At 69.7% G+C, this 23,027-nt stretch carries 26 protein-coding genes and 2 pseudogenes; 16 read left to right on the top strand and 12 right to left on the bottom strand.

Annotation, left to right across the window (positions count from 1 at the left end; all coding sequences use genetic code 11):
• The first annotated feature begins 134 nt into the window (after positions 1-134).
• Positions 135-551 (top strand): methyltransferase, encoded by a 417-nt coding sequence (locus G6048_RS30120; protein ID WP_235990496.1) that lies wholly within the window; start codon positions 135-137, stop codon positions 549-551.
• 36 nt (positions 552-587) lie between these two features.
• Positions 588-1,304, top strand: a complete 717-nt coding sequence (locus G6048_RS30115) for a class I SAM-dependent methyltransferase (RefSeq protein ID WP_328827373.1) — start codon at positions 588-590, stop codon at positions 1,302-1,304.
• Positions 1,305-1,365: 61 nt separating this feature from the next.
• Here the strand turns inward: G6048_RS30115 and G6048_RS50055 are convergent, their stop codons facing one another.
• The 5 genes and pseudogenes from G6048_RS50055 to G6048_RS30095 form a co-directional block, all read right to left on the bottom strand.
• Positions 1,366-2,139 carry a sensor histidine kinase gene (locus G6048_RS50055; RefSeq protein WP_328827370.1) on the bottom strand — a complete coding sequence of 258 codons (774 nt, stop codon included), beginning with the start codon at positions 2,137-2,139 and terminating at the stop codon, positions 1,366-1,368.
• Between the two features lie 37 nt (positions 2,140-2,176).
• Positions 2,177-2,386 (bottom strand): annotated as a pseudogene (locus G6048_RS52000) (PAS domain S-box protein); the annotation flags it as partial.
• Positions 2,387-2,721: 335 nt separating this feature from the next.
• The gene (locus G6048_RS30105) at positions 2,722-3,582 is read right to left on the bottom strand and encodes a hypothetical protein (protein WP_206342301.1); all 861 of its coding nucleotides are present in this window, start codon (positions 3,580-3,582) and stop codon (positions 2,722-2,724) included.
• Positions 3,579-4,487, bottom strand: coding sequence for a sigma-70 family RNA polymerase sigma factor (locus G6048_RS30100; protein WP_165342760.1), 909 nt, complete (start codon positions 4,485-4,487; stop codon positions 3,579-3,581). Before G6048_RS30100 ends, G6048_RS30105 begins: the two co-directional genes overlap by 4 nt.
• On the bottom strand, positions 4,484-4,708 hold the full coding sequence (locus tag G6048_RS30095; protein WP_235990505.1) for a hypothetical protein: 225 nt from the start codon (positions 4,706-4,708) through the stop codon (positions 4,484-4,486). The genes G6048_RS30100 and G6048_RS30095 overlap by 4 nt, the downstream gene beginning before the upstream one ends.
• 1,057 nt (positions 4,709-5,765) lie before the next feature.
• On the opposite strand from G6048_RS30095, the gene G6048_RS30090 reads away from it, so the two are divergent.
• A complete protein-coding gene (locus tag G6048_RS30090) occupies positions 5,766-6,050 on the top strand; it encodes a DUF397 domain-containing protein (protein WP_328827367.1) in 285 nt (94 codons plus the stop codon).
• Between the two features lie 264 nt (positions 6,051-6,314).
• Positions 6,315-7,148 carry an SAM-dependent methyltransferase gene (locus tag G6048_RS30085; protein WP_165342758.1) on the top strand — a complete coding sequence of 278 codons (834 nt, stop codon included), beginning with the start codon at positions 6,315-6,317 and terminating at the stop codon, positions 7,146-7,148.
• Between the two features lie 19 nt (positions 7,149-7,167).
• Here the strand turns inward: G6048_RS30085 and G6048_RS30080 are convergent, their stop codons facing one another.
• Both G6048_RS30080 and G6048_RS48820 read right to left on the bottom strand, forming a co-directional pair.
• Positions 7,168-8,100, bottom strand: coding sequence for a helix-turn-helix domain-containing protein (locus G6048_RS30080; RefSeq protein WP_328827363.1), 933 nt, complete (start codon positions 8,098-8,100; stop codon positions 7,168-7,170).
• A gap of 237 nt (positions 8,101-8,337) precedes the next feature.
• Positions 8,338-8,982, bottom strand: a complete 645-nt coding sequence (locus tag G6048_RS48820; protein WP_206342299.1) for a DUF6417 family protein — start codon at positions 8,980-8,982, stop codon at positions 8,338-8,340.
• 618 nt (positions 8,983-9,600) lie between these two features.
• On the opposite strand from G6048_RS48820, the gene G6048_RS30070 reads away from it, so the two are divergent.
• Entirely contained in the window at positions 9,601-9,813 is a 213-nt protein-coding gene (locus tag G6048_RS30070) for a hypothetical protein (RefSeq protein WP_165342756.1), read from the top strand.
• Positions 9,814-9,968: 155 nt separating this feature from the next.
• Here G6048_RS30070 and G6048_RS30065 read toward each other — a convergent pair whose 3' ends face one another.
• The 4 genes from G6048_RS30065 to G6048_RS30050 all read right to left on the bottom strand — a co-directional run bounded on the left by G6048_RS30065 (position 9,969) and on the right by G6048_RS30050 (position 13,006).
• Positions 9,969-10,547 carry a phosphatase PAP2 family protein gene (locus G6048_RS30065; protein ID WP_165342755.1) on the bottom strand — a complete coding sequence of 193 codons (579 nt, stop codon included), beginning with the start codon at positions 10,545-10,547 and terminating at the stop codon, positions 9,969-9,971.
• Positions 10,544-11,737, bottom strand: coding sequence for an MAB_1171c family putative transporter (locus tag G6048_RS30060; protein ID WP_165342754.1), 1,194 nt, complete (start codon positions 11,735-11,737; stop codon positions 10,544-10,546). Before G6048_RS30060 ends, G6048_RS30065 begins: the two co-directional genes overlap by 4 nt.
• Positions 11,738-11,749: 12 nt before the next feature.
• On the bottom strand, positions 11,750-12,277 hold the full coding sequence (locus tag G6048_RS30055) for a hypothetical protein (protein ID WP_206342298.1): 528 nt from the start codon (positions 12,275-12,277) through the stop codon (positions 11,750-11,752).
• Positions 12,278-12,565: 288 nt separating this feature from the next.
• The gene (locus G6048_RS30050) at positions 12,566-13,006 is read right to left on the bottom strand and encodes a helix-turn-helix domain-containing protein (RefSeq protein WP_165342753.1); all 441 of its coding nucleotides are present in this window, start codon (positions 13,004-13,006) and stop codon (positions 12,566-12,568) included.
• A gap of 709 nt (positions 13,007-13,715) precedes the next feature.
• Here G6048_RS30050 and G6048_RS30045 point away from each other — a divergent pair.
• The 11 genes from G6048_RS30045 to G6048_RS29995 all read left to right on the top strand — a co-directional run bounded on the left by G6048_RS30045 (position 13,716) and on the right by G6048_RS29995 (position 22,022).
• Entirely contained in the window at positions 13,716-13,862 is a 147-nt protein-coding gene (locus G6048_RS30045) for a hypothetical protein (RefSeq protein ID WP_165342752.1), read from the top strand.
• A complete protein-coding gene (locus G6048_RS30040; protein ID WP_165342751.1) occupies positions 13,859-14,767 on the top strand; it encodes a helix-turn-helix domain-containing protein in 909 nt (302 codons plus the stop codon). The genes G6048_RS30045 and G6048_RS30040 overlap by 4 nt, the downstream gene beginning before the upstream one ends.
• A complete protein-coding gene (locus tag G6048_RS30035) occupies positions 14,764-15,447 on the top strand; it encodes a zinc finger domain-containing protein (protein ID WP_165342750.1) in 684 nt (227 codons plus the stop codon). Before G6048_RS30040 ends, G6048_RS30035 begins: the two co-directional genes overlap by 4 nt.
• A gap of 156 nt (positions 15,448-15,603) precedes the next feature.
• The gene (locus G6048_RS30030; protein WP_165342749.1) at positions 15,604-16,248 is read left to right on the top strand and encodes a WhiB family transcriptional regulator; all 645 of its coding nucleotides are present in this window, start codon (positions 15,604-15,606) and stop codon (positions 16,246-16,248) included.
• Positions 16,245-17,837, top strand: a complete 1,593-nt coding sequence (locus G6048_RS30025) for a hypothetical protein (protein WP_165342748.1) — start codon at positions 16,245-16,247, stop codon at positions 17,835-17,837. Before G6048_RS30030 ends, G6048_RS30025 begins: the two co-directional genes overlap by 4 nt.
• A complete protein-coding gene (locus tag G6048_RS30020; RefSeq protein ID WP_165342747.1) occupies positions 17,834-18,025 on the top strand; it encodes a hypothetical protein in 192 nt (63 codons plus the stop codon). The genes G6048_RS30025 and G6048_RS30020 overlap by 4 nt, the downstream gene beginning before the upstream one ends.
• Positions 18,026-18,123: 98 nt before the next feature.
• Positions 18,124-18,357 carry a hypothetical protein gene (locus G6048_RS30015; RefSeq protein ID WP_165342746.1) on the top strand — a complete coding sequence of 78 codons (234 nt, stop codon included), beginning with the start codon at positions 18,124-18,126 and terminating at the stop codon, positions 18,355-18,357.
• 131 nt (positions 18,358-18,488) lie between these two features.
• Positions 18,489-18,986, top strand: a complete 498-nt coding sequence (locus G6048_RS30010; RefSeq protein WP_165342745.1) for a plasmid mobilization protein — start codon at positions 18,489-18,491, stop codon at positions 18,984-18,986.
• 15 nt (positions 18,987-19,001) lie between these two features.
• Positions 19,002-20,711, top strand: coding sequence for a relaxase/mobilization nuclease domain-containing protein (locus G6048_RS30005; protein ID WP_165342744.1), 1,710 nt, complete (start codon positions 19,002-19,004; stop codon positions 20,709-20,711).
• A 122-nt stretch (positions 20,712-20,833) separates the two neighbouring features.
• The gene (locus G6048_RS30000) at positions 20,834-21,250 is read left to right on the top strand and encodes a hypothetical protein (RefSeq protein WP_235990493.1); all 417 of its coding nucleotides are present in this window, start codon (positions 20,834-20,836) and stop codon (positions 21,248-21,250) included.
• Between the two features lie 76 nt (positions 21,251-21,326).
• Entirely contained in the window at positions 21,327-22,022 is a 696-nt protein-coding gene (locus tag G6048_RS29995; protein ID WP_165342742.1) for a hypothetical protein, read from the top strand.
• Between the two features lie 187 nt (positions 22,023-22,209).
• Here the strand turns inward: G6048_RS29995 and G6048_RS29990 are convergent.
• Positions 22,210-22,941 (bottom strand): annotated as a pseudogene (locus tag G6048_RS29990) (DUF317 domain-containing protein); the annotation flags it as partial.
• Between the last annotated feature and the right edge of the window lie 86 nt (positions 22,942-23,027).

Raw genomic sequence — 23,027 nt, 5'->3', positions numbered from 1 at the left:
AGTTGGAAGGCTAATCACATGGCGCTTCCCGGCAGCGGATACCGACCAGTTATCGACACCGAGAGGGCACGGATGGCGAAGTACCTCGGAACCGGGGCGGCCGTACGGCCCTCGACATCGGCTGTGGCGATGGCATGCTCGCCCGCTACCTGCACGGGCACCTCGGCTACCGGACGACTGGAATCGACTGCGCGCCCACCGCCGTCGCCCTCGCGGCCGACCAGCACGCCGACGTCGAGGGCCTCACGTTTCAGCTCCTCGATTTCACGGCCGGGGGCCCGAACGAACTGCGCTATTCCTCCTATGCGTTGATCACCTGTCGGCTCGCCTACAAGTTCATCGGTGACAAGCCGCGTTTCCTCGACCGCGTGCGGCGCTTGCTCACCCCCGGCGGCATTGTCTGGGTCGTGGCTGAGCTGGCCGACCGCCTCGACAACGAAGCCGTCGCACGGGGTTTGTCCAGGGCCGAGGTGGAAGAGCTCACCACCGGCTGGCCGGCCGGCCACGTCGAGGATCTCGACCGGCTGATCTGTTTCCGGCTCGACCACTGACCCGCGGCATTGGCCCTCTGAACGGGAGACACCCTGGTGAACAGCGATTTGACCAACATGGCCAGCTGGACGGCATACGGAGAACACCACATCCGCGAGGGGACGGAGATTGGCGAGGTCGACCGGATCGACTGGGGTTTTTGGGCCGGTGTCGGGCCGGGCAGCGAGGTGCTGGGCGACTTGACGGGACGGCGCGTCCTGGACCTCTGCTCCGGTCTGGGCCGCCACGCGGCCCACCTCGCCCGGGACCACGGCGCGCTCGTCGACGCCATCGAGGCGTCGCCCGCCCAGCACCAGCGGGCCCTGGCCCGCTACCCGGACCAGGACGGCCTGCACCTGGTGCTCTCCGATGCCGTGGACCATCTCGCAATGACCGAGCAGCCCTACGACATGATCTATTCGCGGCACGGGCTGAGCTACCTCGATCCCTCCGCGGTCCTGCCCGTGCTCGCGCGGGCGCTGAGGCCCGGCGACAGACTCGCGTTCTCGGTCATCCACACCACCAAGACCGGCCAGAGCCCCGCCACTAGCGTCGAGCCCAGGATGGAGGAACTCCCCCTCGGTGACCAGCAGCTGCCCGTACGGATGTGGATCCTCGGCGTCGAGCTCTGGGAGGACCTACTCGTTGACCACGGCTTCATCCTCGACAGCGTCCACGTACTGGACTCCCCCGACCACCCAAACCCTGTCTCCTGCCGCCTCTTCGTCGCCCAACGCACACCACGCGTCACGAGCCGCCAGCGCACCACATGACGGCGAACCCATAACCGACACCATCTCGATACGCCATGCGCCCCACTCGATACGCCCGGCATCAAGGAGAAACGCGTGATATCGCGCCGCGACCGCCTCCGCCGGACGGTTGGGGGCAGGGGGTGCGGGCCGCGTCCTCAGTGGTGAGGGGGATGCGCCAGCGCAGGCGGGCACCGCCTTCGGGGCGGTCGGCGACCTCGAACGTGCCGCCGAGCTTCTCCGCGCGACGGGGCAGGTTGGTCAGGCCGCTGCTGCGGGTGGGCCGACCCAGACCGCGACCGTTGTCGGTGACGTTCAGGCGCAGTTCGTCTCCGGCGTGGACGGCGACCCAGGCGGCGGTGGCGTGGGCATGGCGGGCTACGTTGGACAGGGCCTCACACAGCAGGGCGAGCAGGTGCGCGGCGGTTTCGTCGGGCAGGGCGGTGTCGATGGGGCCGTCGAACTCCACCGAGGGGGCGAAGCCGAGCCGGTCCTGTGCGGTCGAGGTCTCGCCGAGGGCCTGGGCGCGGAGGCTGGCCGCCTTCTGGGTGGGCCGGTTGAGGTCGAAGATGGTGCCGCGCAACTCCCTGATGGTGGCGTCGAGTTCACCGATGACCGCGTGGATCCGCGTCGCGGCGTCGGGGCGGGTGATGCGGGCGGTGATGCTCTGCAACGCGAGGCCGGCGCCGAAGACCCTCTGGATCACCATGTCGTGCAGGTCGCCAGCGATGCGGTCTCGCTCGGCCATCACCTCGCGGTCGGCACTGGCGGCGGCCAACTCGGCCTGGGCGACCAGCGGGTGGGTGATGTCCCGGGCCACCGTCGAGAAGCGGATCAGGGGCCCCTTCCGCGTCACGCATCGGCGAGACAGAGACCGCCACGTCGACATCCGTGCCGTCGCTGCGGCGCCAGCGGCTCTGGTAAGAGTCAGAGTGCCCTTCGGCACGGATCTGCTCCACCACTGATTGGAAGACACGGAAGGCCGCCTCGGGCATGAGCGTGTCGATGCTCCGGCCGACGATGTGCTGCTCGGTGTGGCCGAACAGCCGCTGGGCACCGGGGTTCCAGGTCCGGATGAGGTGGCTGGGGCCGACCGAGATCATGGCGTCGTCGGAGGAGGCCACGATGGCCGCGAGTCGGGCTTCGGCACGCCACGCGGCTTCCAGCTCGGTGTGCAGGGCTATCAGGCCGCGATTGGTGTCGTCCGGCTCCTGGCTCAGCTCGTCCACCAGCTGCGCGCGGCGCGCCAGTTCGGCCTGCTGCGCGGCCGCATCGTCGGCGATCCGGGGGCCAGATACGTCCCTCATGTCTGACCGCGACCATGAGCCCGACCACGACGCTGACCACCCCGACCATGGGCCCGGCCACGGCAGGTCAGACGCCGTGGGGAGTCGCTACTCGCCCTGATGAGAGGCGCCACCCGACGGTCGGCGGCCCTTCAATGTGTTGCAATCTCTCCCCTCTGCGTGTGGACTGCTGCGGAGTTTTCGGCAGTGCGCGTCCCGGACAGGGGTTGGTCGGAGTCAAGGTCTGCGCGTTCGCGGGCGTCTGGACGGGCCGGGAAGGCGCCGGGTACGCGGGGTCTGTTGGCGGCAGTAGCGATTAGGGCACGGATCTTGCGGGCGAACCCCGTACCGGGCAGTGGAAGCTCCACGTCAGGCTGGCGTAGGTAGCCGGTGGCGACGGCAACGGGAACATGGGCCATGAGTTCAGTGATCGCCGCTGGGCGAGGCCGGGCCGTGTACTTGGCGATGTGGAGCAGGACGTGCAGGATCGAGGTGGCGGAGGTGTCGCCGTCGTGCTCGAACTGGGAGCGGACGGGCTGCGCCATGGGTGAGTGCGTGCGAACGGGTACCTCGGGTGGCGGCTGGACGTCGTCGGTCTGGCGGTGCCACCAAGCGGCCGCAGCTCTCTCGCCCAGGGCCAGATGGTGCAGGTAGAGGCAGTATGCGGCGGTAGGCAGTCCGGCGCCGGCAGCGTACTGCCACCAGTAGCGTGCCCCGTCGTCCGTGTCCGTCAACTGCAGGACACACGCGAGGATCAGCGCGCTGCGCGGTTCGGGCACCTGCTCGGTGACGAATTGGGCAACAGAGGTTGCGGGCATGTGGGCGACGACGGTTTCACACAGCGTGCGCAGATCCTCGGCGGCCTCGGTGGACGCGCTGTCCTTGGCCAGCCTGGAATCGGCGAGGAAGGCGTCACGGCGGTGTGCCGCTGTGGAAGGCGGAACGATGTCGCGGGGCACCGTACGGTCGCGCACGAGCAGCGCCCGGGAGAGCATCTCTTCAATGTGGGTCATGCAGGGGTCCTTTCGGTCTCGGGGGGCGGGATGACGCTCTCGAGGAAGTGGACGGCGTGGCGCTCGTTGGACTGCACGGTGGCCAGCGGGACGCCCAGGAGGGCGGAGACGCCGCCCGGGGTAAACCCGCACAGACTGAGCAACACCATGACGTCGAGCTGGTGGTCCGGCAGCCTGCTCATCGCCTTGAACAGCTCCAGGCTCTCTGCCATCTGGTTCATGCGCGCGGCGGCGGCGAGCAGTTGCCGCAGGGCGACGGTGTCGAAGGCCGCGGCACCGAACTCGGGCCGGCCGTCGATGTGCGGCGTCCGGGCCATGACGGTGGCGCGCAGGACTGCCCAGGCGAAGCGCCGAGTGTCAGGGCTGGCCAACGCGTCGTTCCAGCGCAGCCAGAGGATGTCGAAGGTGTCGGACACGGCGCTGTCGCGCTGATCATCGTCGAGAAAGACCTGGGCGTACAGGGTGTACTTGCTCTCGACCAGCTCGCGGAAGGCACAGTGGTCCAGGGGCGGGGCCGTGTGCGAGGTGGTGAGAGCGGCCGTGGTTCTCTCGCTGCAACGGTCGATCCACTCGCGGGTCTTGTGAGCTTCGAGGGCCGCGTACCGCCACAGCCGGTTCAGCGGCCACTGGGGCATGTTCAGCTCGACGGACAGGCTGAGGACGATCTCCCATCGGGGATACAGGCCGGTTCCGCGCAGCAGCTCGGAGAGTTTCGACTTGGACAGCCGCACCCGGATGCTGAGTTCACTGAGGGTCAGCCCGCTCTTGAGGTACGTGTCGCGCATCGGTGCCAGCCAGGCGCGGTGGGCGCTGCCCACGCTCTCCGCGATCGGACCGAGCTTGCGCCCGGGCCGGGGCAGTGCCGGGCGGGAGGCGGGTGTCAGCGGTTCGGAAGGCGTGGTCACGAGGCGCGGCCTTCCTTATCGCTGGCCGCTTCGATGGGGCGTGCCGGGTCGGGCTCGGTCTGCGGCCGGGCGGCGCTGACGATCTGCTGGACGGTCAGGCCGAGGGCCGGCGCGAGCGTGGCGACAGCAGCGACGTGTCCCAGCACCACCATGACTGTGCTCCAGGCGAACACAGTCACCATCACGACGGTGATCGGTATCTGTTTCTGTTTGTGAATCACCCAAAAATCCTTCGACGTCCGGCCGTTGCTGACCGCAGGGCCCATCCGGGGAAGCCACTGCGGAGTCTCGGGCCGACGGGTGCCATCCGTCGGCCGGAGAGGTCAACCAGCATGGGGGGCGGCACGGTTGTCACGCCACGTCGTCATGGAATCACGGAACAATTGGATCTGCCGGGCGCTGTTGCGGGGGCGTACGAATGGCCACCGTGGCGCACGCTTGGCCGAGTTCGCACACGTGCGGTTGGAAGTTCCCGGTTTCTCTTGCAATTGCACTGCGGACCCGCGTCAATGGAACCAGGACACCTTCGGTGTCGGCCTTCTATCCGGAAGGGCTTGCTCCCGTGCCGAGATTTTGGGAGCGAGCAGCATCGCTCTCGCCTGGCCTGGAACGGGCCAGGCGAGAGCGGAAACGTCCAGCGGGACACCCACCGGCGTAGCCTGTGCCATCCAAGGGGTCGGCCTACCCGGAGCTCGGTCAGACTCACGGTCACGCGACTTGCGCTTCGATGATGCAGATCAGGACGAGGCGCGGCATGAGGAGCCTGTGGGGACATGACCCCGCACAGCCTCACGTTGATGCTCGGCCCCACCGTGTGGGTCGAGGTTCGACCTTCGGCCCGATGGTGCACGTGATCGCACGGCGGGGCCGGGAAGACGACGGATGATGACTCGTCCCGGGCATGCTCACCGGATGCCTCACTGCCGCGTGCCCGCCCAGGAGGACTGGCTCGTCCCGAGGGGCGGCCAGCGGCGGCTAACAGGTGTTGGCGCCGGGGGTGCATGCTGTGCGGCGGTGACGTACCTGCGCCCCTGATGGGGGCCGCACTTGTCCGCCGTGTCTCGGGCCTGCGGGCCGGCCAGTTGTGTGCGCCAGCCCAGCGCCCTGCCGTTGTTGCCTGGCTGTTTCGCGGGTGAAGAGAGAGCGAACACGGCAGGAGGACAAGCCCACGGCTGCACAGAGGTAGCGCAATGCCCCGTGGATCAACCTGATTAAGACAAAGTTCCCCCAAGTGTGCATAGACACCGCCACGGCGGCGATCCTCCTGGTGACAGGCGGATGCAATTGCATTTGCGGAGCGGCGAGTTCAAGCACTGCGGAGGTTCACGGATGGAGACTCTGGCATATGCGCAGGTCGGCTCGACCGTGACTGGGCGCAGGGCGTTGCTGGGTTGGCGGAAGAGTTCGCACAGCAATCCCGACGGCGCGTGCGTCGAGGTCGCGCAGCCGACTCGCGATCGGGTTCTCTTCCGCGACTCCAAGGTGCCGCAGGGCTGTGTTGTGGACATCTCGCGTCCTGCGGCGGCAGCATTCACGACGGCCGTGGCGGGTGGTGGGCTCTAAGTGACGTGAGCCCTCGCGCTATTCGCCACGTGTGTGCCCGTGCAACGCTGAAGGACGGGCCACTTCCGCGTGGCGCCAGCCTGGTGTGCGGGATGACAGCGCTCACACGGTGCTCCGACCAGGGTGGACGGGCACGGATGAACGAACGGTCAGCAATTCCGTACTGGACAGTACGACGGGTCTGCCAGTAGGGATGAGGCCGATGCAACGGAGTGCAGCAGCTGCCCTGCGATCGGGCGTGCGGACCACGATGAGGGGAAGAGCGTGGGGGAACAGCCGGCATCCAGGCGAGGAAGCGGCACGGAGGCGGACTTAGGGCAGGACAGGCCGCACAGCGCCCGCATGTACGACTACTACCTGGGCGGGAAGACCAATTACGCCGTGGACCGCGAGGCGGCGCAGGCCGTCATCGAGGTCTTTCCCGCCATTGAGGTGGGGGCCCGGGTGAACCGCGCCTACATGCATCGGGCGGCGCATTACCTGGCCCGTCAAGGGGTCTGCCAGTTCATCGACATCGGCACCGGAATCCCTACTGCGCCGAACCTCCACCAGATCGTCCAGGAGGTGACGCCGCGGGCAACGATCGTCTATGCGGACAACGATCCGATCGTCCTGGTCTACGCCGACGAACTTCTGGACGGCGCCCCCGAGGGCAGGACCTGCTATGTCGAGGCCGACGCAACACAGCCCGGAAGGGTGCTGGAGGCCATTAAGGCGACCGGGACGATCAACTTCGGCCGACCAGTGGCCTTGAGCTTGCACGCTCTGCTGCACTTCGTCCCCGACGACCAGGATCCCTACCAGATCGTCAGCCAGCTGCTGGAGCCGCTGGCGTCAGGCTCGTACCTGAGCCTGACCCACTGCACGGGTGACTTCGAGCCGGAAGCCTGGGCCGCCATCGTTGACACCTATCGACAGCGGGGGACCCCGGCCCAGGTGCGTTCCCGGGCTGAAGTGCTGCGCTTCTTCGACGGACTACAGCTCGTCGATCCCGGACTGGTCGTCGCCCATCGTTGGCGTCCCGAACCCGGCAGTGGTCCCGCCTTGGTATCGGATGGTCAGGTTTCGCTGTATGCCGGTGTCGGCCGCAAACCATAGGCGCCAGCGCAGCCCCGAGTCAGCGGTAGTAGCCCGAGCTCAGCAGGTGCTTGAGCCGCTGTATCGACCGCTGAGGGGACAACGATGCTCCCCGCAGACGGTCGAACGCCTTCTTGCGCTTGTCGACCTGCTCCTCGTCCTGGAAGATCAGCCCGCCGTCATAGACCTCCGCGTACGCGATGTCGGGGAGAATCCGCGCGGAGAACTCCCAGATCGTCGTGGAACCGATGTGCACCGGAAGGTCGTAGCGGTCCTGTTCCGCTATCCGGATCAGATACCGGGGGGTGCTCGCCAGGTCGACCAGGTGCTCCAGCTGGTGCTGCATGACCCGTGGCGTCCCGTACCGGCGCCTGAGCGAGCCTTCGTCGAGGACGCAGATGAGTTTCTTGTCGGCGCCGGCTGACTGGAAGCGCTGCCGGCGCTCCATCCGCAGATCGACCAGGGCCTGACGGTGATGCACATCCGCGCTTCCGCCGGCGATCACCGCACGCGCATAGCTCTCCGTCTGCAGCAGACCAGGCAACTGCAGCGGTTCGTACACCCTGATCCGTTGCGCCATGTCCTCGAAACTCACCACCGCCTGCAGGTGCTTGGAGGCCACCCCCGACCACGCCTGCCACCAAGGCTGCTGGTTGGCCTCCTCCGCCAGCTCCCGCAACTGGCCCTGCTCCAGCGGGTCCGTGATGCGGTAGATGACGAAGAACTGGGCCAGGTCCTGTTCCTTGAGCTGGTGCTGCCCGGTCTCGATGCGGCTTACCTTGGACTTCGACGCACCCAGCAGCCGTGCGACCTCCTCCTGCTTGAGGCCGATGGCCGTGCGACGCGAGCACAGCGCGTTGCCCAGCACCATCCGCTGCGCGGACGGGACAATCTCGTCCCTGATGTACCGCACACGGCGGCCCGACTTCAGCGGATCGCCGGAACCCGCCGTGCCTGCCGACCCCTGGCTCACGATCTCTCCTCGCACACAGTGAGCATGACGGCGCTCATCGTGCACGACAGGTGCAACAGACATGACGGAATCGCAAACATCTTCCCCTTTGGATCATGCAATCGGCTGAAAATCGATCGACAAAGGGGAAGAAACGGTCCTGCGGAGCACCGGGCCAACCGGCCATCGCCAGCGACCCTCGGCCGCCGGAGCACCCATGTGTCCCTGGTGCTCCGCTGCAGAAGCACCAGGCCCTGATCAGTCTTCGCTCGCCGCGTGATCCGGTCTGCTCACCACGCGACTGACCATGGGCATCGGCCGACGTGTCACTGGAGCAGGCCGGTAGGCCACGCCATATTCACGGGCGAAGCGATTGGCCTCGGCCTCGGAGCTGGTGAGCCGGTGCAGACAGAGCCCGTAGGCGACCGAGGTGATCTGCTCTTCGGTCAGACAGAGCCGCCACCGGTTGTCCGTACGGCTGAAGGACGCGGTGCGGACACGCTCGGCGAGCCCGTCGGCCGTCGGCGTGGCCAGTTCGTGAGCGAGGCCGATGAAGACGCGCACGGCGCTCATCTGGGCAGGGCGCAGCTCCACCAGGCGTTCGCCGGGCCCGGGTTGGGGCTCATCGGACTCTGTCGGCAGCCAGGCGTGCGCGAATGCGAGGACGTCACGGCCGTGGTCGGTAAGCCGCGCCGCCCAGCGCACGGGGCGCGCTGCGAGCACAGAGAGTTCGGCGCGGGTGTCCCGGTCGGCCAGTTCGGCCAGCCCTTCGCGCACCACCAGCTCCGCGCTCTGCTGGAAGGACGCGGGCACCGCATCGTCCACCACCCAGGCGTGCCGTGCGGCTCGTTCGTGCTCATGGAGCACTTCCAACACGGCGATCCTCTTCTCCGAGCTCCTCATACCGCCTCGCCTGGCCGAGCCCCGCCGCCCACGGCATCGGGGACTATCAGTGGCACCAACTAACCTGCTGAGCACCGTAAGTTGCCAAGCAGTTCCAGGGCGTGTGCGGTGCAGCAGAGGACAAACCCTGCGAACCGGCCGCCTCAACGTGAAGACAGCCCGTCGTGGGGTCCGCACTCAGTGCTGTGTGACAAGGTGTGCCCGCCACGACAAGCTCCAGGCTCCCCACCAAGGTCACCGCTCATGCGCCGAGCCATGTCTACAGCGGTTGCACTTCGCTCGACGCCGAGAAGCGGGGCAACGGCCACGCCGAACGTCGGGGCCGACACCTCGGACGCCGGAAGAGAGCCAGCAAGGCGCCTGGATTCTCCAGGCCAAAGGCGTAAAGGGCCGATGTCCCGTCTCAGCACGACCGAGGCAGTCTCAACGAGCCTCCAGCTACGTGTAGCCGAAGACGTCCATGGCAACCCACGACGGTGAACGGGTCGCCGAAGTCGCTGGTGCGGTCGACGATCATGCAGTTGTCGCCCTTGCACCAGCCGCCTTCACGGACCGCCACCTCACCGCCGAAGCTGCCACGCCCGGCGAGCAATCCTGACGAGAGAGAAGATCACGTCCATGCTCTACCGCCGTCTCCTGGAAGCCGGATTCCTCGCCTGCTTCGCCATCGGCGGATTCGTCGCGCTTCAGGGACTGCTGGAGACCGACGACTTCCCCCAGATACCCCAGGAGTCCAGCGAGATCGCCACGGTGATGTTCCTGAACTGTGCGGCGCTTCTGATCGCCCGGGCGGTGACCACCCGCGTTGAGAAGAAGCAGGCGGCCCGGTGACCGTCGGCCCGTCCGGTGCCCCCGGACACCAAGCGCACCTTCCTCGACCAGCCGCTTCCACTCGCCGGCCCCTCCCCCTTCCCCTACGACCCGAGCGAGTGGACCGTCAGTCGCGCACCCAGGACACGGCTCGTCTGGAGTCCCACCAGAGTTCGTCAGCGCATCGCGCTGAATACAACTGCGGCGGCCAGCCCTCCGAGCAGGGCACCGACCACCGTCTGGGCCGGAGTGTGGTCACGGAGCACGACGCGAGACCAGCCCACGGCCACGATGCCGAGTACCAGCGGGGCCACGTGCGCGCCGTAGGCGAGGAGCAGGATCACAACCACACCGCCGGCGACGGCGGTGTGGACCGAGACCTTCCACCAGATGGTCACGAGCATGGTGACGACGAGGCCGACGAGCATGGCAACGACGAGGGCGAAGACCTCGCGGGGTGCCTGGAGAGCGACGAGCAGTGAGATGCCGATCAGTACCGACGCCATCGTGGCCAGGAGAGGGACGGCGCGCTGCTCGCGGACGCGTACGTGCTTGTCGGTCCAGTGGCCGCGCTTCACGCCGAGCATGATGACGGCGAACGGGATACCGCCGCAGAACAGGGCGGCCAGCAGGCCCCAGCCGATCCCGGTGACACTGCTTGTGCTGTGCCAGCCGATGATCAGCAGTATCCCGATGACGAGGTTGGCCGGCGTCAGGGTGTCGGTGATGAGGCGGGCCGTGCGGGACTCGGTCACTGTGTCGTCTCCAGCGTTCGGGCGTGGTCGAGTTTGGCGGCGAAGGTGTGGGTGAGGTCAGAGTCGTAGGCCCGGGCGAGTTGTTTGAGCGCGTGGATCTCGCTGGGCAGATCCCGGCCGCCGCTGGCGGGCGGCAGGGGCTCGCCGGACGAGGGCTCGTTGCGCTGCCGGGATTTCTGGGCGCAGGTGATCCAGCAGGCTTCCGCCGCGATGTCGGCCTGGGCGCCGATGAGGCCGGAGGCCGCGACGTGGGCGCGGGCCTGGTCGCGCAGGCTGCCGGGGGCGTGATCGCTGAGGGCCAGGACGGCGTCTCGGATCTCGATGGTGCGGCGATACAGCCGGTCTCGAACGTGACGGAGGTGGAGGATCTCAGAGGTTCTGTGCCGGGGCGGGTCGAGGCGGACGGACGCTACGGTCTCCGTGAGGCTGAGCCAGAGCGGGTACAGCTGCAGCAGGTCGCGGTATTCGCGGCACCAGCGGTGGAAGCGTCCGGCGGCGGGCAGCGTGCTGCCGCTCACGATGAAGAGCAACGCGGTGAAGAGCAGCAGACCGCTGATCGCCTCACTCGTGTCGGCCGGGATGGGGCTGTGTCCCAGAAATCGCAGGACCACGGAGACCACGCGGTGCACGGCATAGGCGATGCCGACGGTGGTGCCGATGCCGATGAGACGCAGGCCGCGGCCGAGGAGGCCGGTGCCGGGCTGCCGGCCCCAGCGCCAGCACAGCCGGGAGGCGCTGAACAGCGCCGCGCCGAGGTAGCCGGTCCACACTCCTCCGTAGGCGGCGATGCGCCAGTCGGTGGCGTACTCGGTGAGCAGGTCGACCGCCTCGTGCGGCTGAGCAGTGGCGAAGAACAGCGCCGTGATGATGACTGCCGTGCCGACGGGGACGAGGAGGTGGAGGCGGGAGGACTTGAGCCCGGACGCCTTCTCCTCGGCCATGTTGTGCACGAAGGTCAGCACCGCGTGCGCGGCGACGATGCCGCCGAGGTGCTTGCCCAGGGAACTCAGGTTGTTGATCCGGAGGGCGGCGTCCACGGGTGCGGCGACGGTGGGGAGTCTGAGCGTCATGGCGACGGCGAGGGCGAGGAAGGCGGTCCACAGGACTCGCTTGCTCGGATCGCGCCACGCAGCCGGGGTGCGCCACGCGGTGACCAGCCACAGCAGGACCGCAGGAAGTGTGTCGATCATTCCGGGGCCCGCTTATGAGTCGCTGAGCGCGTCGCCGAGGCGCTGGAGGACACCGCTGCGCGCGGGCTTGGTGGTGCGGGGGGCGGCTGCTTTGCCCGCGATCAGCCCTGCAAATCGCTCGGCGTCCCGTTCGTCCTCGGTGCCGTAGCTGGCCCGGGTGAGGAGACTGACCACGGTGGCGGGATCGATGTCCGCGAACAGGCCGCCTGCTGACTGGACACCGTTGATGATCGATCTGTGCCCCAGGAGCATGTGGCCGATCTCGTGCAAGATGATGTGGTCCTGGTGCAGCGGGCTGGTCGCCGCCTCGTGGAAGATGTGGTCGGCCTTCTCGGTAGCGATCCAGACACCGCAGGGGGCGTCGGTACCGGAGATGCCCGGGACGCTGTGCAGGTGGAGCGCACGACCACGCTGCGCCGCGATCCGGTCGCAGAGGACCTGGACGTCGAAGGGGTCTGGGATATCGATGGTGGCGAGCAGGTCCTCGAAGTCCGGGCGGCCCTGACGTCCGTCACCCGGCTGCTCTCGTCGACTACGCAAGTACAACTCAGCTCCGCAGGTGGCGCTGGACGTGACCGCAGCAGAGGCGGCGCCGGAACCCCGTATTCCGGCACCGGAACAATACGTCAACGTTCAAGAAATATGCCTTGGTCATACGCCAAGACGTAGCGATCGAGGGATTCGCCTGATTCGGCATCACTTGATCAAGGCCGAATAGAGCGGCAATAAACCTCAGCGCCACCGTCTACTGAACGGACCGCCCTAAGAAGTGGCATGCGTCACACGTGCGGCCGGTCAACGTTGGCACACCTGGCGGTCGCTCTGTGTTTACCCGCTGGACTCCTTGTCGTCGGCGAGCCCCTCCAGGGTGCGGGCTCGCTCGATAAATCCCTTGATCGTCTCCAAAGTCTCCACCGACAGGCCGGAGGCTCTGGTGGCGACCTCGACCACATGGTTGTCCCGCATGGAAGCGATCAGCGACAGCTGGGCGTCGATCCGCTCGGAGGACTCGTCGTCGAAGAAGTAGGCGGGGGCGACGCCGAAGAAGCCGGCGAGGGCCTCCAGGTGCTTCATGGTCGGGTTGTCCTTCTTGCCCGTCCGCAGACTCCAGATGTAACTCGCCGAGATGGTGGCCCCTCCCGACCGCTGGATGGCCGATGCCACTTCCTCGTGGGTGTACGGACCGCGGCCTCTTGGGTGGATCGTCAGGAAGAGGTGGTCGAGCTTCTGCGCGAGGGTGCGCTGCTCCGGAGTTACTCCTTCACCCATACCGGCCCGTCCTTCCGTGACCTCGAGGGTTGATCGTTTCGACTGACGTGAACGATACACCGTCAGACACGACCATTCCATTCACACCAGTTGACGTGATCCATCTTCGCTGGTCTATGGTGATCGCGTCGATATCGACTGATGCGAATGCGCAGATGGCGCTTTCGAAGCTCAGATGAACGGGGAGGGGGCGCCGTGCGGACACCGCCACTGAGGACCCGTGACGTCGCAACGGGGCAGCGGCCGGGCCGCGCCGCCCGACGGTCGGCAGGATGTCCTGGGCATGCCCGCCGTTCCTCTCCCACGGGCGGACGCGCAGATCATCGAGACAGCCGCCGAGTGTCCTGGCACGGTGACGACCGAGAAGAACTCGCGCTGTCTCCTGTTGCGGACAACCGCCCGCCCCACTTCGCGCCGGCCGCGCGACTTCTACAGGGTTTAAGAACCAAGTCTGGATCTTGACGCAGGGTCGTGCGTATGTTCGTCGTCCCCGGGCAGCCCGCCCGGCAGGACGACGAGGAGCAACGGCACGCGCGTACTCCGGACCTGCTAGGCCCGCATACAGCGACGGCGCCCGAGAGGTGCAACTCCCGGACGCCGAACGCTTCACGGCACGAACCGCCCCGGCAAGGGCGGATATCGCCACCATCACCACGCTGATCCCTTCCACCGGGCGTCTCAGCGTGGCAACACCGAAGGAGAGTGTTACATGCGCTCTGCCCTGCGCAAAAGGCCCGACGGCCCGGCCTGCGCGGCAGCCGCCCTCCCTCCCGCATCCGCCCGCCCCGGGCGTGAGCACGCCCCGGCCACCGTGCAGGCGCACGCCTCCGACGTGTCGGCCGGGAGCGGCCGATGAGCAGCGACGCCCGCGAGTGGGTGTGGGAGCACAGCTCCAGCCGGGGAACCGCGCGCCTGGTCCTGCTGTCGATCGCCGACCGGGTGCCCGACGAACAGTGCGCCGCTTGGGCCTCGCTGTCCAGCCTGATCGAGCGCACGAACGCGAGCCGGACCGCGGTACGCGACGCCCTCGACAAGCTCATCACCAGCGGCGAGCTGGAACAGCGCGACGACCTCCAGGGCCCGCAGCGCACCACGGTCTACCGCCTGCCCCTCACCGCAGCGTTCCTGATCAAGGCAAAGGCCGCCGAGGAGGAGGACCCGGCCGCGGAGGTCTCGCCGGCAACGGAGGCGGATCCGGTGCCCGAGCTGAGGGTCGAGGAGCTTCGGCCGTACGGAATCTGGCCCCAGGACGGTACGGCTTCCGACCCCTCCCGCCGGAATCCGGCCGGTACGCTTTCCGGCCCCTCGCGTCGGAATCCGACCCCCCGACGTGCCGGATTCCGACCCTTGAAGGGATCGGAATCCGACCCCCAGAACCGTAGTGAACCGAAGGTGAACCGTAAGGGCAGCAGTAGTAGTGCTGCCGTCACCCCCGCCGGCGACTGGCAGGTCGACCCAGCAACCCACGCCTGGGCCCGCCAGCAAGGCCACCTCGCCCGCCTCGGCGAGGACGGCCTGCGCTCCTCCGACGCGAAGTGGCGCGCCCACCGCGCGGCCTGGAAACCCCGCTCGGCAGGCGCCTGGGCTGCCGACTGGCGGTCCTGGGTCGCCCGAGAGCGCACCCCGGGCAGCCCGAACCTCTACGCCCTGCCCGGCAGCGGCCCCGCCCTCGCAGGCGGCATGACCCGCGCCGAGGCCCACACCGCCGCCCTGCTCGCCGCCCTCGACGAGCCGACCGGAAACGGAGCAGCAGCCCAGTGACCCCCCACGAAGTCGGCGCCCTGCTGGCCTACCTCGGCCGACTCGACCCCCGCCTCATCCGCACCGACCAGGGCGAGGCCCGTGACCAGATCGCCCAGTGGCACGAGCTGCTCGGCGACGTGCCGCTGGCCACCACGCACGGCTGGGACACCCGCGTCGTCGCCCGCGGGCACATCCTCGACTCGCCGTACCCGATCCTGCCGGTGGACATCGCCCGCAAGTGGCGCGCCTACCGGCGCGACCGCCTGCAGCGGCACACCGACCCCACTCCGGCCGCCGATCCGGACGACCAGGCCGCCTGGCAGGCCGAACTGGTGCGCACACGGCGCGCAGTCGCCACCGGAGCCGCCCCGCCCACGACGCTCCGGCAGCTCACCAGCGGCCGGGTCCCTCCCGACCTCGAACCGCATCTCGAGGCGATCGGCCGGTACGTACCGGATGACGTCCGCGCCGAGCTCGCCCCCTACCGGCCCGCCCGCGCGGCCCACGAGGCGGCCATCGCCCAGGGCCAGCCGGACTTCCTCGGCGTCGAGTGCGCGTGGTGCCACGCGCAGGTCGGCGAGCCGTGCCGCCGTCGGCGCGTCGGCCTCGACGGCGACGCACGCGGCAACACGCCCCGCGCCACCCCGCACCCCGGCCGCGTCGACCTCGCCGCAGCCCAGCAGCCCGCGATGGCCTGAACCGGCACACCCGCTCGGTGCACCCCGTCCGGTGCACCGCCGCACCCCACCATTCCGCCTGGTTGCGGCGCCCGACCTGCGCCGCAGCCGACGACTGACGCCCGTCCGCCCGCCGCCGGACCCGACCGCCCGACGGCAGCACATCGGAGACAGAAATTGCGCGCCATCACCAGCCATGCCACGCCGGCCACCGGCCTGCGCGGCATCGGCGACACCAGCTGGCACACGCACGGCGTATGCCACGGCATGGACCCCGAGGACGCCGACGCGACCTTCTTCCCGCTGCCCCGGGACCACGAAGCCATCGCCGAGGCCAAGGCCCTGTGCGGCCAGTGCCCGGTCAAGCGGCACTGCCTCAACTACGCCCTGGAAAACGTCCTCAAGGAGGGCGTCTGGGGCGGGCTCACCGAGGCCGAGCGCCGACCGTGGCACGACGGGCTGCCCCAACGCCTCGACTACAACCGGGTGATCGCGTTCTTCAACGGCCGTGACGTGCACCTCACCGCCAAGGAACGGAAGGTCGTCATCGACCACGCCTACGCCCGGGGCTGGCGCGCCGACCGGCTCGCCGTCGCCCTGCGGGTCAGCCAGGAGCACGCCCGCGACCTGCTGACCCAGGCCGCCCACAAGGTCTTCCACCGGGACCTCACCCTGGGCGTGCCCCCGCGGCGGAAGAAGAAGCGGAAGCGGCCTGAGCCGGCCGCGAGCCAGCCCGCGACCGGCCGGCCCGTCCAGGAGCAGCCGATCTCCCGCCCGGTGCCGTCGCCCTCCGCGCACGCCCCTCTTGGAAAGGCCGCATGACCCACCTCTCCCTGTCCTTCGGCGCCGGCACGGATCTGTCCGTCCTCCTCGCGGTCGGCATCCCCGCCATCGTCGGCCTGGCCCTGGCCGGCTGGGCGATCCTCCGCCGGGGAGCCGGCCCGCAGAAGGAACGTTCGGGTAGCCCCGCGGTCAAGGTCGCCGCGCTGGCTGCGCTCGGCTGTACCGCCTACAGCGCAGACACCAGCTGGCGGTTCGCCGCCGACTACCTCGACATGGCCGGCACCGCCGAGCGGGCCGCCATGTTCGCCGCCGCCGAACTGGCACTGTTCGCCACCGCCCTGATGGCACGCCAGAACCTGTCCGCCCAAGGCGCGCCGGGGCTGCCGGGCACGCTGGTCTGGGTCATCACCGCAGTGCAGGTGATCCCGGCCTACGCCGAGAGCGGCCCCGTCGGCGGCACCGTCCGGGCCTTCGTCGGCCCGGTCATGGCGGCCATGCTGTGGCACCTGGCCATGGGCATCGAACTGCGCCTGCGCACCCCCGGCGCCGCCTCCCACGGACTGCTCGCCACCCTGGGGCGAGAGGCGCGCGAGCGGCTGCTGTCCCGCCTCGGCATCGCCGCCCGGGACCGCGACGCCGCACAGATCACCCGCGACCGGGCCACCATCCGAGCCGTCACCCTCGCCGCCCGCCTCGCCGAACGCACCCCCGAGCAGCGCACGAGCCGCCGAGGCCGACGGCTCGCCCGACGGCTGTCGAAGGCCATCGGCCGGGCCTCGGTCGGCACCGACCCCGCCCAGCGGGCCGAGCTGCTCAACCAGCTCGCCGCCCGCCGGCACGCACTCGCCCTCGCCACCGTGCCCCTGCCCTCCCCCTGGTCCCCGCACTCCAACGCAGCGGGCCTGGTCCCCGAACCCACCGGCGGCACCGCCCTGCTGGAAGCCGCGGTCCCCGGCGGCGGTCCCCACCCCGGCCCGGCCGGGAACCGGTCCGCGCGGGAAGAAAGGGGACCGGTCCCCGGGACCGCCCCGGCACCCGGCGGCAGCACGGTCCCCAGGGCCGGGGACCGTGAGGCGGGGACCGTAAGCCCAGAAGCGGGGACCGAAGGGTCCGACACGGGGACCGGCTGGTCCCTCGACAGCGGCCAGGGGACCGGGGACCAGCCACACGAAGTGCCTACTCAGCCCCGCGGACAGGACCGGGGGCCAGCCGACGTCGAGTCGGGGACCGGACCCACCGGGGACCGGGGACCGACCGACACCGACACCGACACCGACACCGACACCGACACGGGGACCGACCCAACCGGGGACCGGGGACGCAAGGCCCCGCTCCCGCGGAAGCCGACAGGCAAGGCCAAGGGCAAGCGAGGCGGCCGGTCCCGCGGCCAGCAGACGCAGCGCCCATCGCGGGAACTGCAGGCGTCCGTGGACCAGCTCGTCAAGCAGGTCCTGCCCCACGTCCCCGCCCTCCTGGCACGAGACGGCAACGAAACCGTCACCCGAGTCCAGCTCCGGGAGATCATCCGGCGCGAGGGCCTCGCGGGCGGCCGGAACGACCGACTCAGCCTCGTCCTGCAGCGACTGCGGAGCGAGGCCACCACCACGACAAGGAGTACCGCCCGATGAAGACCTGCCGCCGCTTCACCACGATCCGCCAGGAGTTCGAGCGGGAGATCGGCTTCCTGAGCGCTCACTCCGAGCGGCATGCCGGCAGGCCGGCGGCGAAGAGCAGCGCGAAGCACGCGCTGTCAGCGAAGCAGCACATGGCCAAGGCGCTCAGTCGGCACGTCGGGCGGTGCCCCGAGTGCGGCTGACGGCCCAAAGCCACAGGTCAAGCGCCTACCTCTATCCCATCCGACCTCGGTGGCCCGGCCGCGAGCCGGGCCACCGCCCCGCCGCAAAGGAGTTCACCATGACGCGTGCAGCCGTACCCGACCAGTTCGAAAGCCGCCTGATCTGGGCCTTCCTGCGCACGTTCCTCCAGCACGGTCTGCTTCACTCGGCTGTAGACGGTCCTGAGGGACAGTGGTTCGTCCAAATCTCCCCCGACGAGCAGATCCATCACCTGACCGACGTGGACGATGCCTTCGACTTCGTCCTCGACATCCTGGAGGTCATCCACGACGCTCAGGACGGTGGGTGGTGACGAACCCGAACCCAAGCCTCGCCCCCATCCCAGGTGAGCTGACCCTCAACTCGACCTCACCGCGAGCAAGTTATCGGCCGAGACACTCTTCCCCGTCGGGGAAGGCGTCTCGGCCAGATCCCGCCCCGGGGGTGGCGGGAGCGGACCAGCACCGGGGGGCGCTGGTCCACACGGAAGCGACCGAGGGCGGATCGCAGCCGGACAAGCAGCCGTCGCCGCGCAAGCGCCGCGCCGCAACCAAGACCTCGCGCAAGCGCTCACCGAAACCGCCCGCGCACAAGCGTGATTACGTGTGCAGCGTCCGCCTGAACGACGACGAGAAGACCCTGCTCACCGCCGCCGCGACCACCACCCGCACGAGTCTGCCCGCCTTCCTCGCCCGCAGCGGACTCGCCGCCGCCCGCGACCTCGATACGACCGCCGCCGCCATCGCCGGACGCCGGGAACTCGTCGCCGAACTGTTCGCCGCCCGCCGGCACCTCGGCCACGTCGGCAACAACCTCAACCAGATCACCCGCGCCATCAACGCCGGAGCCCACCCGCCCCAACTCGACGCCGTCATCGCCGCCACCGAACGGGCCGTCCAATGCGTCCAGCACGCCACCGAACAGCTCCTCGACCAGGGCTAGGAACACCCCACCGGCATGATCCCCAGGATCCACAAGCGCGGGCAGCACACCCTCGGCCTCCTGTACTACCTGTACGAGCCGGGCCAGTACGAGGAACACACCGACCCGCACCTGGTCGCCTCCTTCGACCACAACGCCCCCGACCCCGGCCGCGACACCTCCGCCACCCTCAAGCAGCTCCAACAGCTCCTCGACCAGCCCCTGCAGAACATCGACGAGGCCGAGCGACCCAAGAAGCACGTCTGGCACCTGTCCGTACGCAACGCCGCCGAGGACCGCACCCTCAGCGACGAAGAATGGGGCGACATCGCCCGCCGCATGGTCGCCGCCGCCGGCATCGACGACCCCGACCAAGGCGCAGGCTGCCGGTGGGCAGCCGTCCGGCACGCCGACGACCACATCCACATCGTCGCCACCCTCGTCCAGGAGGACGGCTACAAGCCCGACCTCGACCACGACGCCGCCCGCGTCCAGGCCCAAGCCCGCACCCTGGAAGCGGAGTTGGGCCTGCGCCGGCTCAACAAGGGCGACGGCACCGCCGCACAGCGGCCCACCAGCGCCGAACGCCACAAGGCCGAGCGCCAGGGCCGACAGCGCACCGCGCGGGAGGAACTGCGCGAGACCGTACGCCGCGCAGTGGCCGGCGCAGCCAGCGAGACCGAGTTCTTCGACCGGCTGGCCGCCGCCGGATTGCTGATCCGCAAGCGGGTGGCCCCCTCCGGTGACCTGCTCGGGTACACGGTCGCCCTGCCCGACGACCTCAACGCCCAAGGCGAGGCGGTGTTCTACCCCGGCGCGCGCCTCGCCCCGGACCTGTCCCTGCCCCGCGTACGGGAACGCTGGTCCGCCGACGGCCACGCCCCGGACACCGCGTCGCGGGAGCCGGCGCCGGGTGGCGCGGCCTTCGCGCGCCGCCGTACGGCCTCGGCCGCGTGGCAGGCGGTGCTGGTCCTCGAGCACGGCGACGACGCGGTGGCCGCCGCCTACATCGCGGCGGCCGGGGAGGTCCTGGACGCGCTGGCGAAGACCTCCGCCGCCCACACCCGCCGCGAGCTGCGGGAAGCGGCCTGGGCGTTCGAGCGGGCCTCCCGCTCCCACGTCCGCGCCGAGCGCGGGCACGACCGGGCTCTGCGGCAGGCCGCCCGCGACCTCGTCTACAGCGGTCCCGCGCTCGGCCGCGGCGAGGACGGCGCGACCACCGCGATGGCGATCGACATGCTGTTCTTCCTCATCACCGCCGCCGCCCACTGGCACGCCAAGAACAACCACGCGCAGCAGGCCGCCGCCGCCCGCCAGGCCGCCGAGCACCTGCGCGCCGCCTACCAGGCCGCCGCCGCGCAGCCCCTCGGCGCCCTCTACCAGCGCGGCCGACGCCTGGGCCGCCCCCTGCGGCAGCGGCAGACGGCCATGCTGCGCGCGGCGCTGCCGGAGCTGGCCGAGCAGATCCTGGCCGAGCCCGGCTGGTACGCCCTCGCCGCCACCCTCGCAGACGCCGAGAGCGCCGGCTACGACCCGGCCGTCCTCCTCGCCGAAGCGGCCGGACAACGGGAGTTGGGGAGTGCGGAGTCGGTCAGTGACGTGCTGGTGTGGCGGCTTCGCCGGGCCGCGAGCCTCCCCGCAGACACCACCGACATGGCACTCGGCGATCACGGAACAGACCGAGGCACGCACCGAGCGAAGCGGCCCGCACAGGCACGGTCCGAATCTCGTAGCCCCAGGCAATAACTACGGACTTCTTGAATAGAAGCTGGTCAGGCAGTTGCGGCACGATCATCGTGTGTGCAGGACGAGACGAGGGAGGACCACGGTTGTTCCACCGGATACGGCGCCGCCGCGCGGAGGCAGAGATGGCCGGGATACTGCGCAAGCACGCGGAGTTCGAGGCGCGCGTGATCGCGAACCAGATGCCATCGCACCCCGCGCAGCCGGCCACCGCCCCAGAACCGCCCGCTGAGTCGGCGCCCGTGGTGGACGACTTCCTGCCGCCGGAGCTGCGGGTGCCCAGCCACGACCAGGTCGAGGGCCGGATGATGCCCTGGCCCTGGCCGGTGATCCTGGGCGACGAGGTCGTCGCCTGTACCGCGTGCGAGAGATACCGGGACTGGCTCATCATCGCCACCCGCGGCCAGGTGTGGCTGCGCTGCCGCGCCGGGCACCAGCAGCTCGAACCGCGCCTCGATACCGCCTGGTTCAACCGGCACTCAGGCCCCTCGGACGCGACGCACGCGACGTTCGAGGACTGCCTGCGCCACCTCGGCCACTGACACCACTCCCCTACGACCCCACCCGGGCCCACGAGCCCGTACTGACCAACCGTCACCTAGCACAAGGGGTCTCTCCGTGCGTGTTCGCGTCGCCACCGCCCTCAGCCTCACCGCCGTCACCGTCCTCGCCTTGCCCGCCTGCTCCACCGACTCCAGCGAGGCGAAGCCCGCCGCCTCGTCCGCCGCCCGCACCGGCACTCCGGCGAACGGCGAGCGACAGACGGCGCCGCTGTCGTCTGCCGCACTCGAGCCCCTCCTGCTCGACGAGAGCGACCTCGGCACCGGCTACACCCGCACGTCCGAGCCCTCCGTCCAGCACGACGACGTCACCGTCCTGGGCTGCCCCGCCCTGGCCAAACTCGGCGGCGATGCGATCACCGGAGGCTCGCTCGACTTCCCCCGCAAGGAGAAGGCGTCCTTCACCTACACGGGCGACAGCGACTCGGCAGTGTCCGAGGAGCTGTACAGCGACACCGCCGACAAGCTCTCCGACGGCACCGGCCGGATCTTCGCGGCGATGACCGTTTGCCCGGAGTATCAGATCCTCGCGGGCACCACCGTCATCGACGTCTCCACGCAGCGGATGTCCGCGCCCGAGCTCGGTGACGAGCGGTGGAGCATGCTCCTCACCTTCTCCGCCGGCGGGCGGGACAGCGTAGTCAAGCAGACCGCGATCCGTTCCGGGAACGTACTGCTGACCGTCTCGGGCTCGCCAGCCCTCGTCGACCGGCACCTCTACAAGGCTCTCGCCAAGGCGACAGCATCCCGCTGACGCTCCTTCCTCCCACGCCACAGCTCCCCAGGCCATGCGACTTGAGCGGCCGGGGCGCTGTCGGTGTATCCGCGCCAGGGCCCTCGGAGGACAGCTCGGATGAGGCGGAGGAGCCGGTACAGCACACAGCCCGGCCTCCCGAAGGAATCGGGGGGCCGGGCTGTTGGGTGCGGCGGTGCGCCGGTACTCAGCCGGCCGGGGCGCGCAGGAGTCGGTCCCTCGTGCTCTCCGGCAGCAGCCGGCGCAGGACCGGCGCGGTGGAGCTGAGGGAGGCGGCGAAGGCGGCGACGAGGTCGTGCGGCACGCTGGCGCCGAAGGACGCCGCCCACAGGCAGCGCGCGCCCAGCACGGGCTCTGCCCATGCCTGCCATCCGGCAGGTCCCGACTCGTCTGCCTCGACGGTCAGGGCGCGGGGGTCGCCGTCCTGGATGAGGGGCGGCACCTCGCCGAGGCTGAGGTGGGAGGTAAAGGTCGGGTCTGTCGCGCTCGCGTCGGGCTGGTCGACGTCGCGGAGCCAGCCGTGCGCGGTGACCGCGTCGAGGACCGGCTCGGGCCCGGTGAACGCGGCGGTGGGCTGGTCGCGGGCGTCGAGCGCGAGGAGGAAGTCGGCCAGGGCCTCGCCCGGGACGTCGGGGGTGAAGTAGGCGGACCACTGCGCGAGCGGCGTGGTCACCTCTTCGCGGGCGCAGACCTGCCAGGCGATCGGCAGCTCGCCCAGGTGGAACGGCTCGTCCGGCAGCACCCATTGGGCCCACCGCAGGGTGTCGGGGCTGATGTGGAGGACGGTGCTGCGCAACACCTGCCGGTCCTCCGGCGCCTCGTCCGGCTCCTGCCGTCCGCGGACGATCGCCAGGCTCGTCCAGTTCAGGCCGGCGAGCGTGTCGGCGACAGTGTCGTAGAGACGTCCGTCGTCGCCGGCCGCGGGGAACCGGCGGGCTGGTCCTGGAGGACGACTACGACGGAGAGTTCCGCTACGACCGCCAGCCGGTGGGCGCGCTCCAGGGC

The sequence above is a fragment of the Streptomyces ureilyticus genome, from assembly GCF_011045025.1.
Taxonomy (GTDB): domain Bacteria; phylum Actinomycetota; class Actinomycetes; order Streptomycetales; family Streptomycetaceae; genus Streptomyces; species Streptomyces ureilyticus.
Note: the sequence above shows the minus strand (reverse complement) of the source record. Positions and strands in the feature narration are given on the sequence as shown.

Coding starts and splice junctions, on each gene's coding strand:
- G6048_RS30120 (WP_235990496.1), top strand. CDS start 135: ATGCTCGCCCGCTACCTGCACGGGCACCTCGGCTACCGGACGACTGGA.
- G6048_RS30105 (WP_206342301.1), bottom strand. CDS start 3,582: ATGACCCACATTGAAGAGATGCTCTCCCGGGCGCTGCTCGTGCGCGAC.
- G6048_RS30090 (WP_328827367.1), top strand. CDS start 5,766: ATGCAATTGCATTTGCGGAGCGGCGAGTTCAAGCACTGCGGAGGTTCA.
- G6048_RS48820 (WP_206342299.1), bottom strand. CDS start 8,982: ATGAGGAGCTCGGAGAAGAGGATCGCCGTGTTGGAAGTGCTCCATGAG.
- G6048_RS30070 (WP_165342756.1), top strand. CDS start 9,601: ATGCTCTACCGCCGTCTCCTGGAAGCCGGATTCCTCGCCTGCTTCGCC.
- G6048_RS30060 (WP_165342754.1), bottom strand. CDS start 11,737: ATGATCGACACACTTCCTGCGGTCCTGCTGTGGCTGGTCACCGCGTGG.
- G6048_RS30050 (WP_165342753.1), bottom strand. CDS start 13,006: ATGGGTGAAGGAGTAACTCCGGAGCAGCGCACCCTCGCGCAGAAGCTC.
- G6048_RS30045 (WP_165342752.1), top strand. CDS start 13,716: ATGCGCTCTGCCCTGCGCAAAAGGCCCGACGGCCCGGCCTGCGCGGCA.
- G6048_RS30040 (WP_165342751.1), top strand. CDS start 13,859: ATGAGCAGCGACGCCCGCGAGTGGGTGTGGGAGCACAGCTCCAGCCGG.
- G6048_RS30025 (WP_165342748.1), top strand. CDS start 16,245: ATGACCCACCTCTCCCTGTCCTTCGGCGCCGGCACGGATCTGTCCGTC.
- G6048_RS30020 (WP_165342747.1), top strand. CDS start 17,834: ATGAAGACCTGCCGCCGCTTCACCACGATCCGCCAGGAGTTCGAGCGG.
- G6048_RS30015 (WP_165342746.1), top strand. CDS start 18,124: ATGACGCGTGCAGCCGTACCCGACCAGTTCGAAAGCCGCCTGATCTGG.
- G6048_RS30005 (WP_165342744.1), top strand. CDS start 19,002: ATGATCCCCAGGATCCACAAGCGCGGGCAGCACACCCTCGGCCTCCTG.
- G6048_RS30000 (WP_235990493.1), top strand. CDS start 20,834: ATGGCCGGGATACTGCGCAAGCACGCGGAGTTCGAGGCGCGCGTGATC.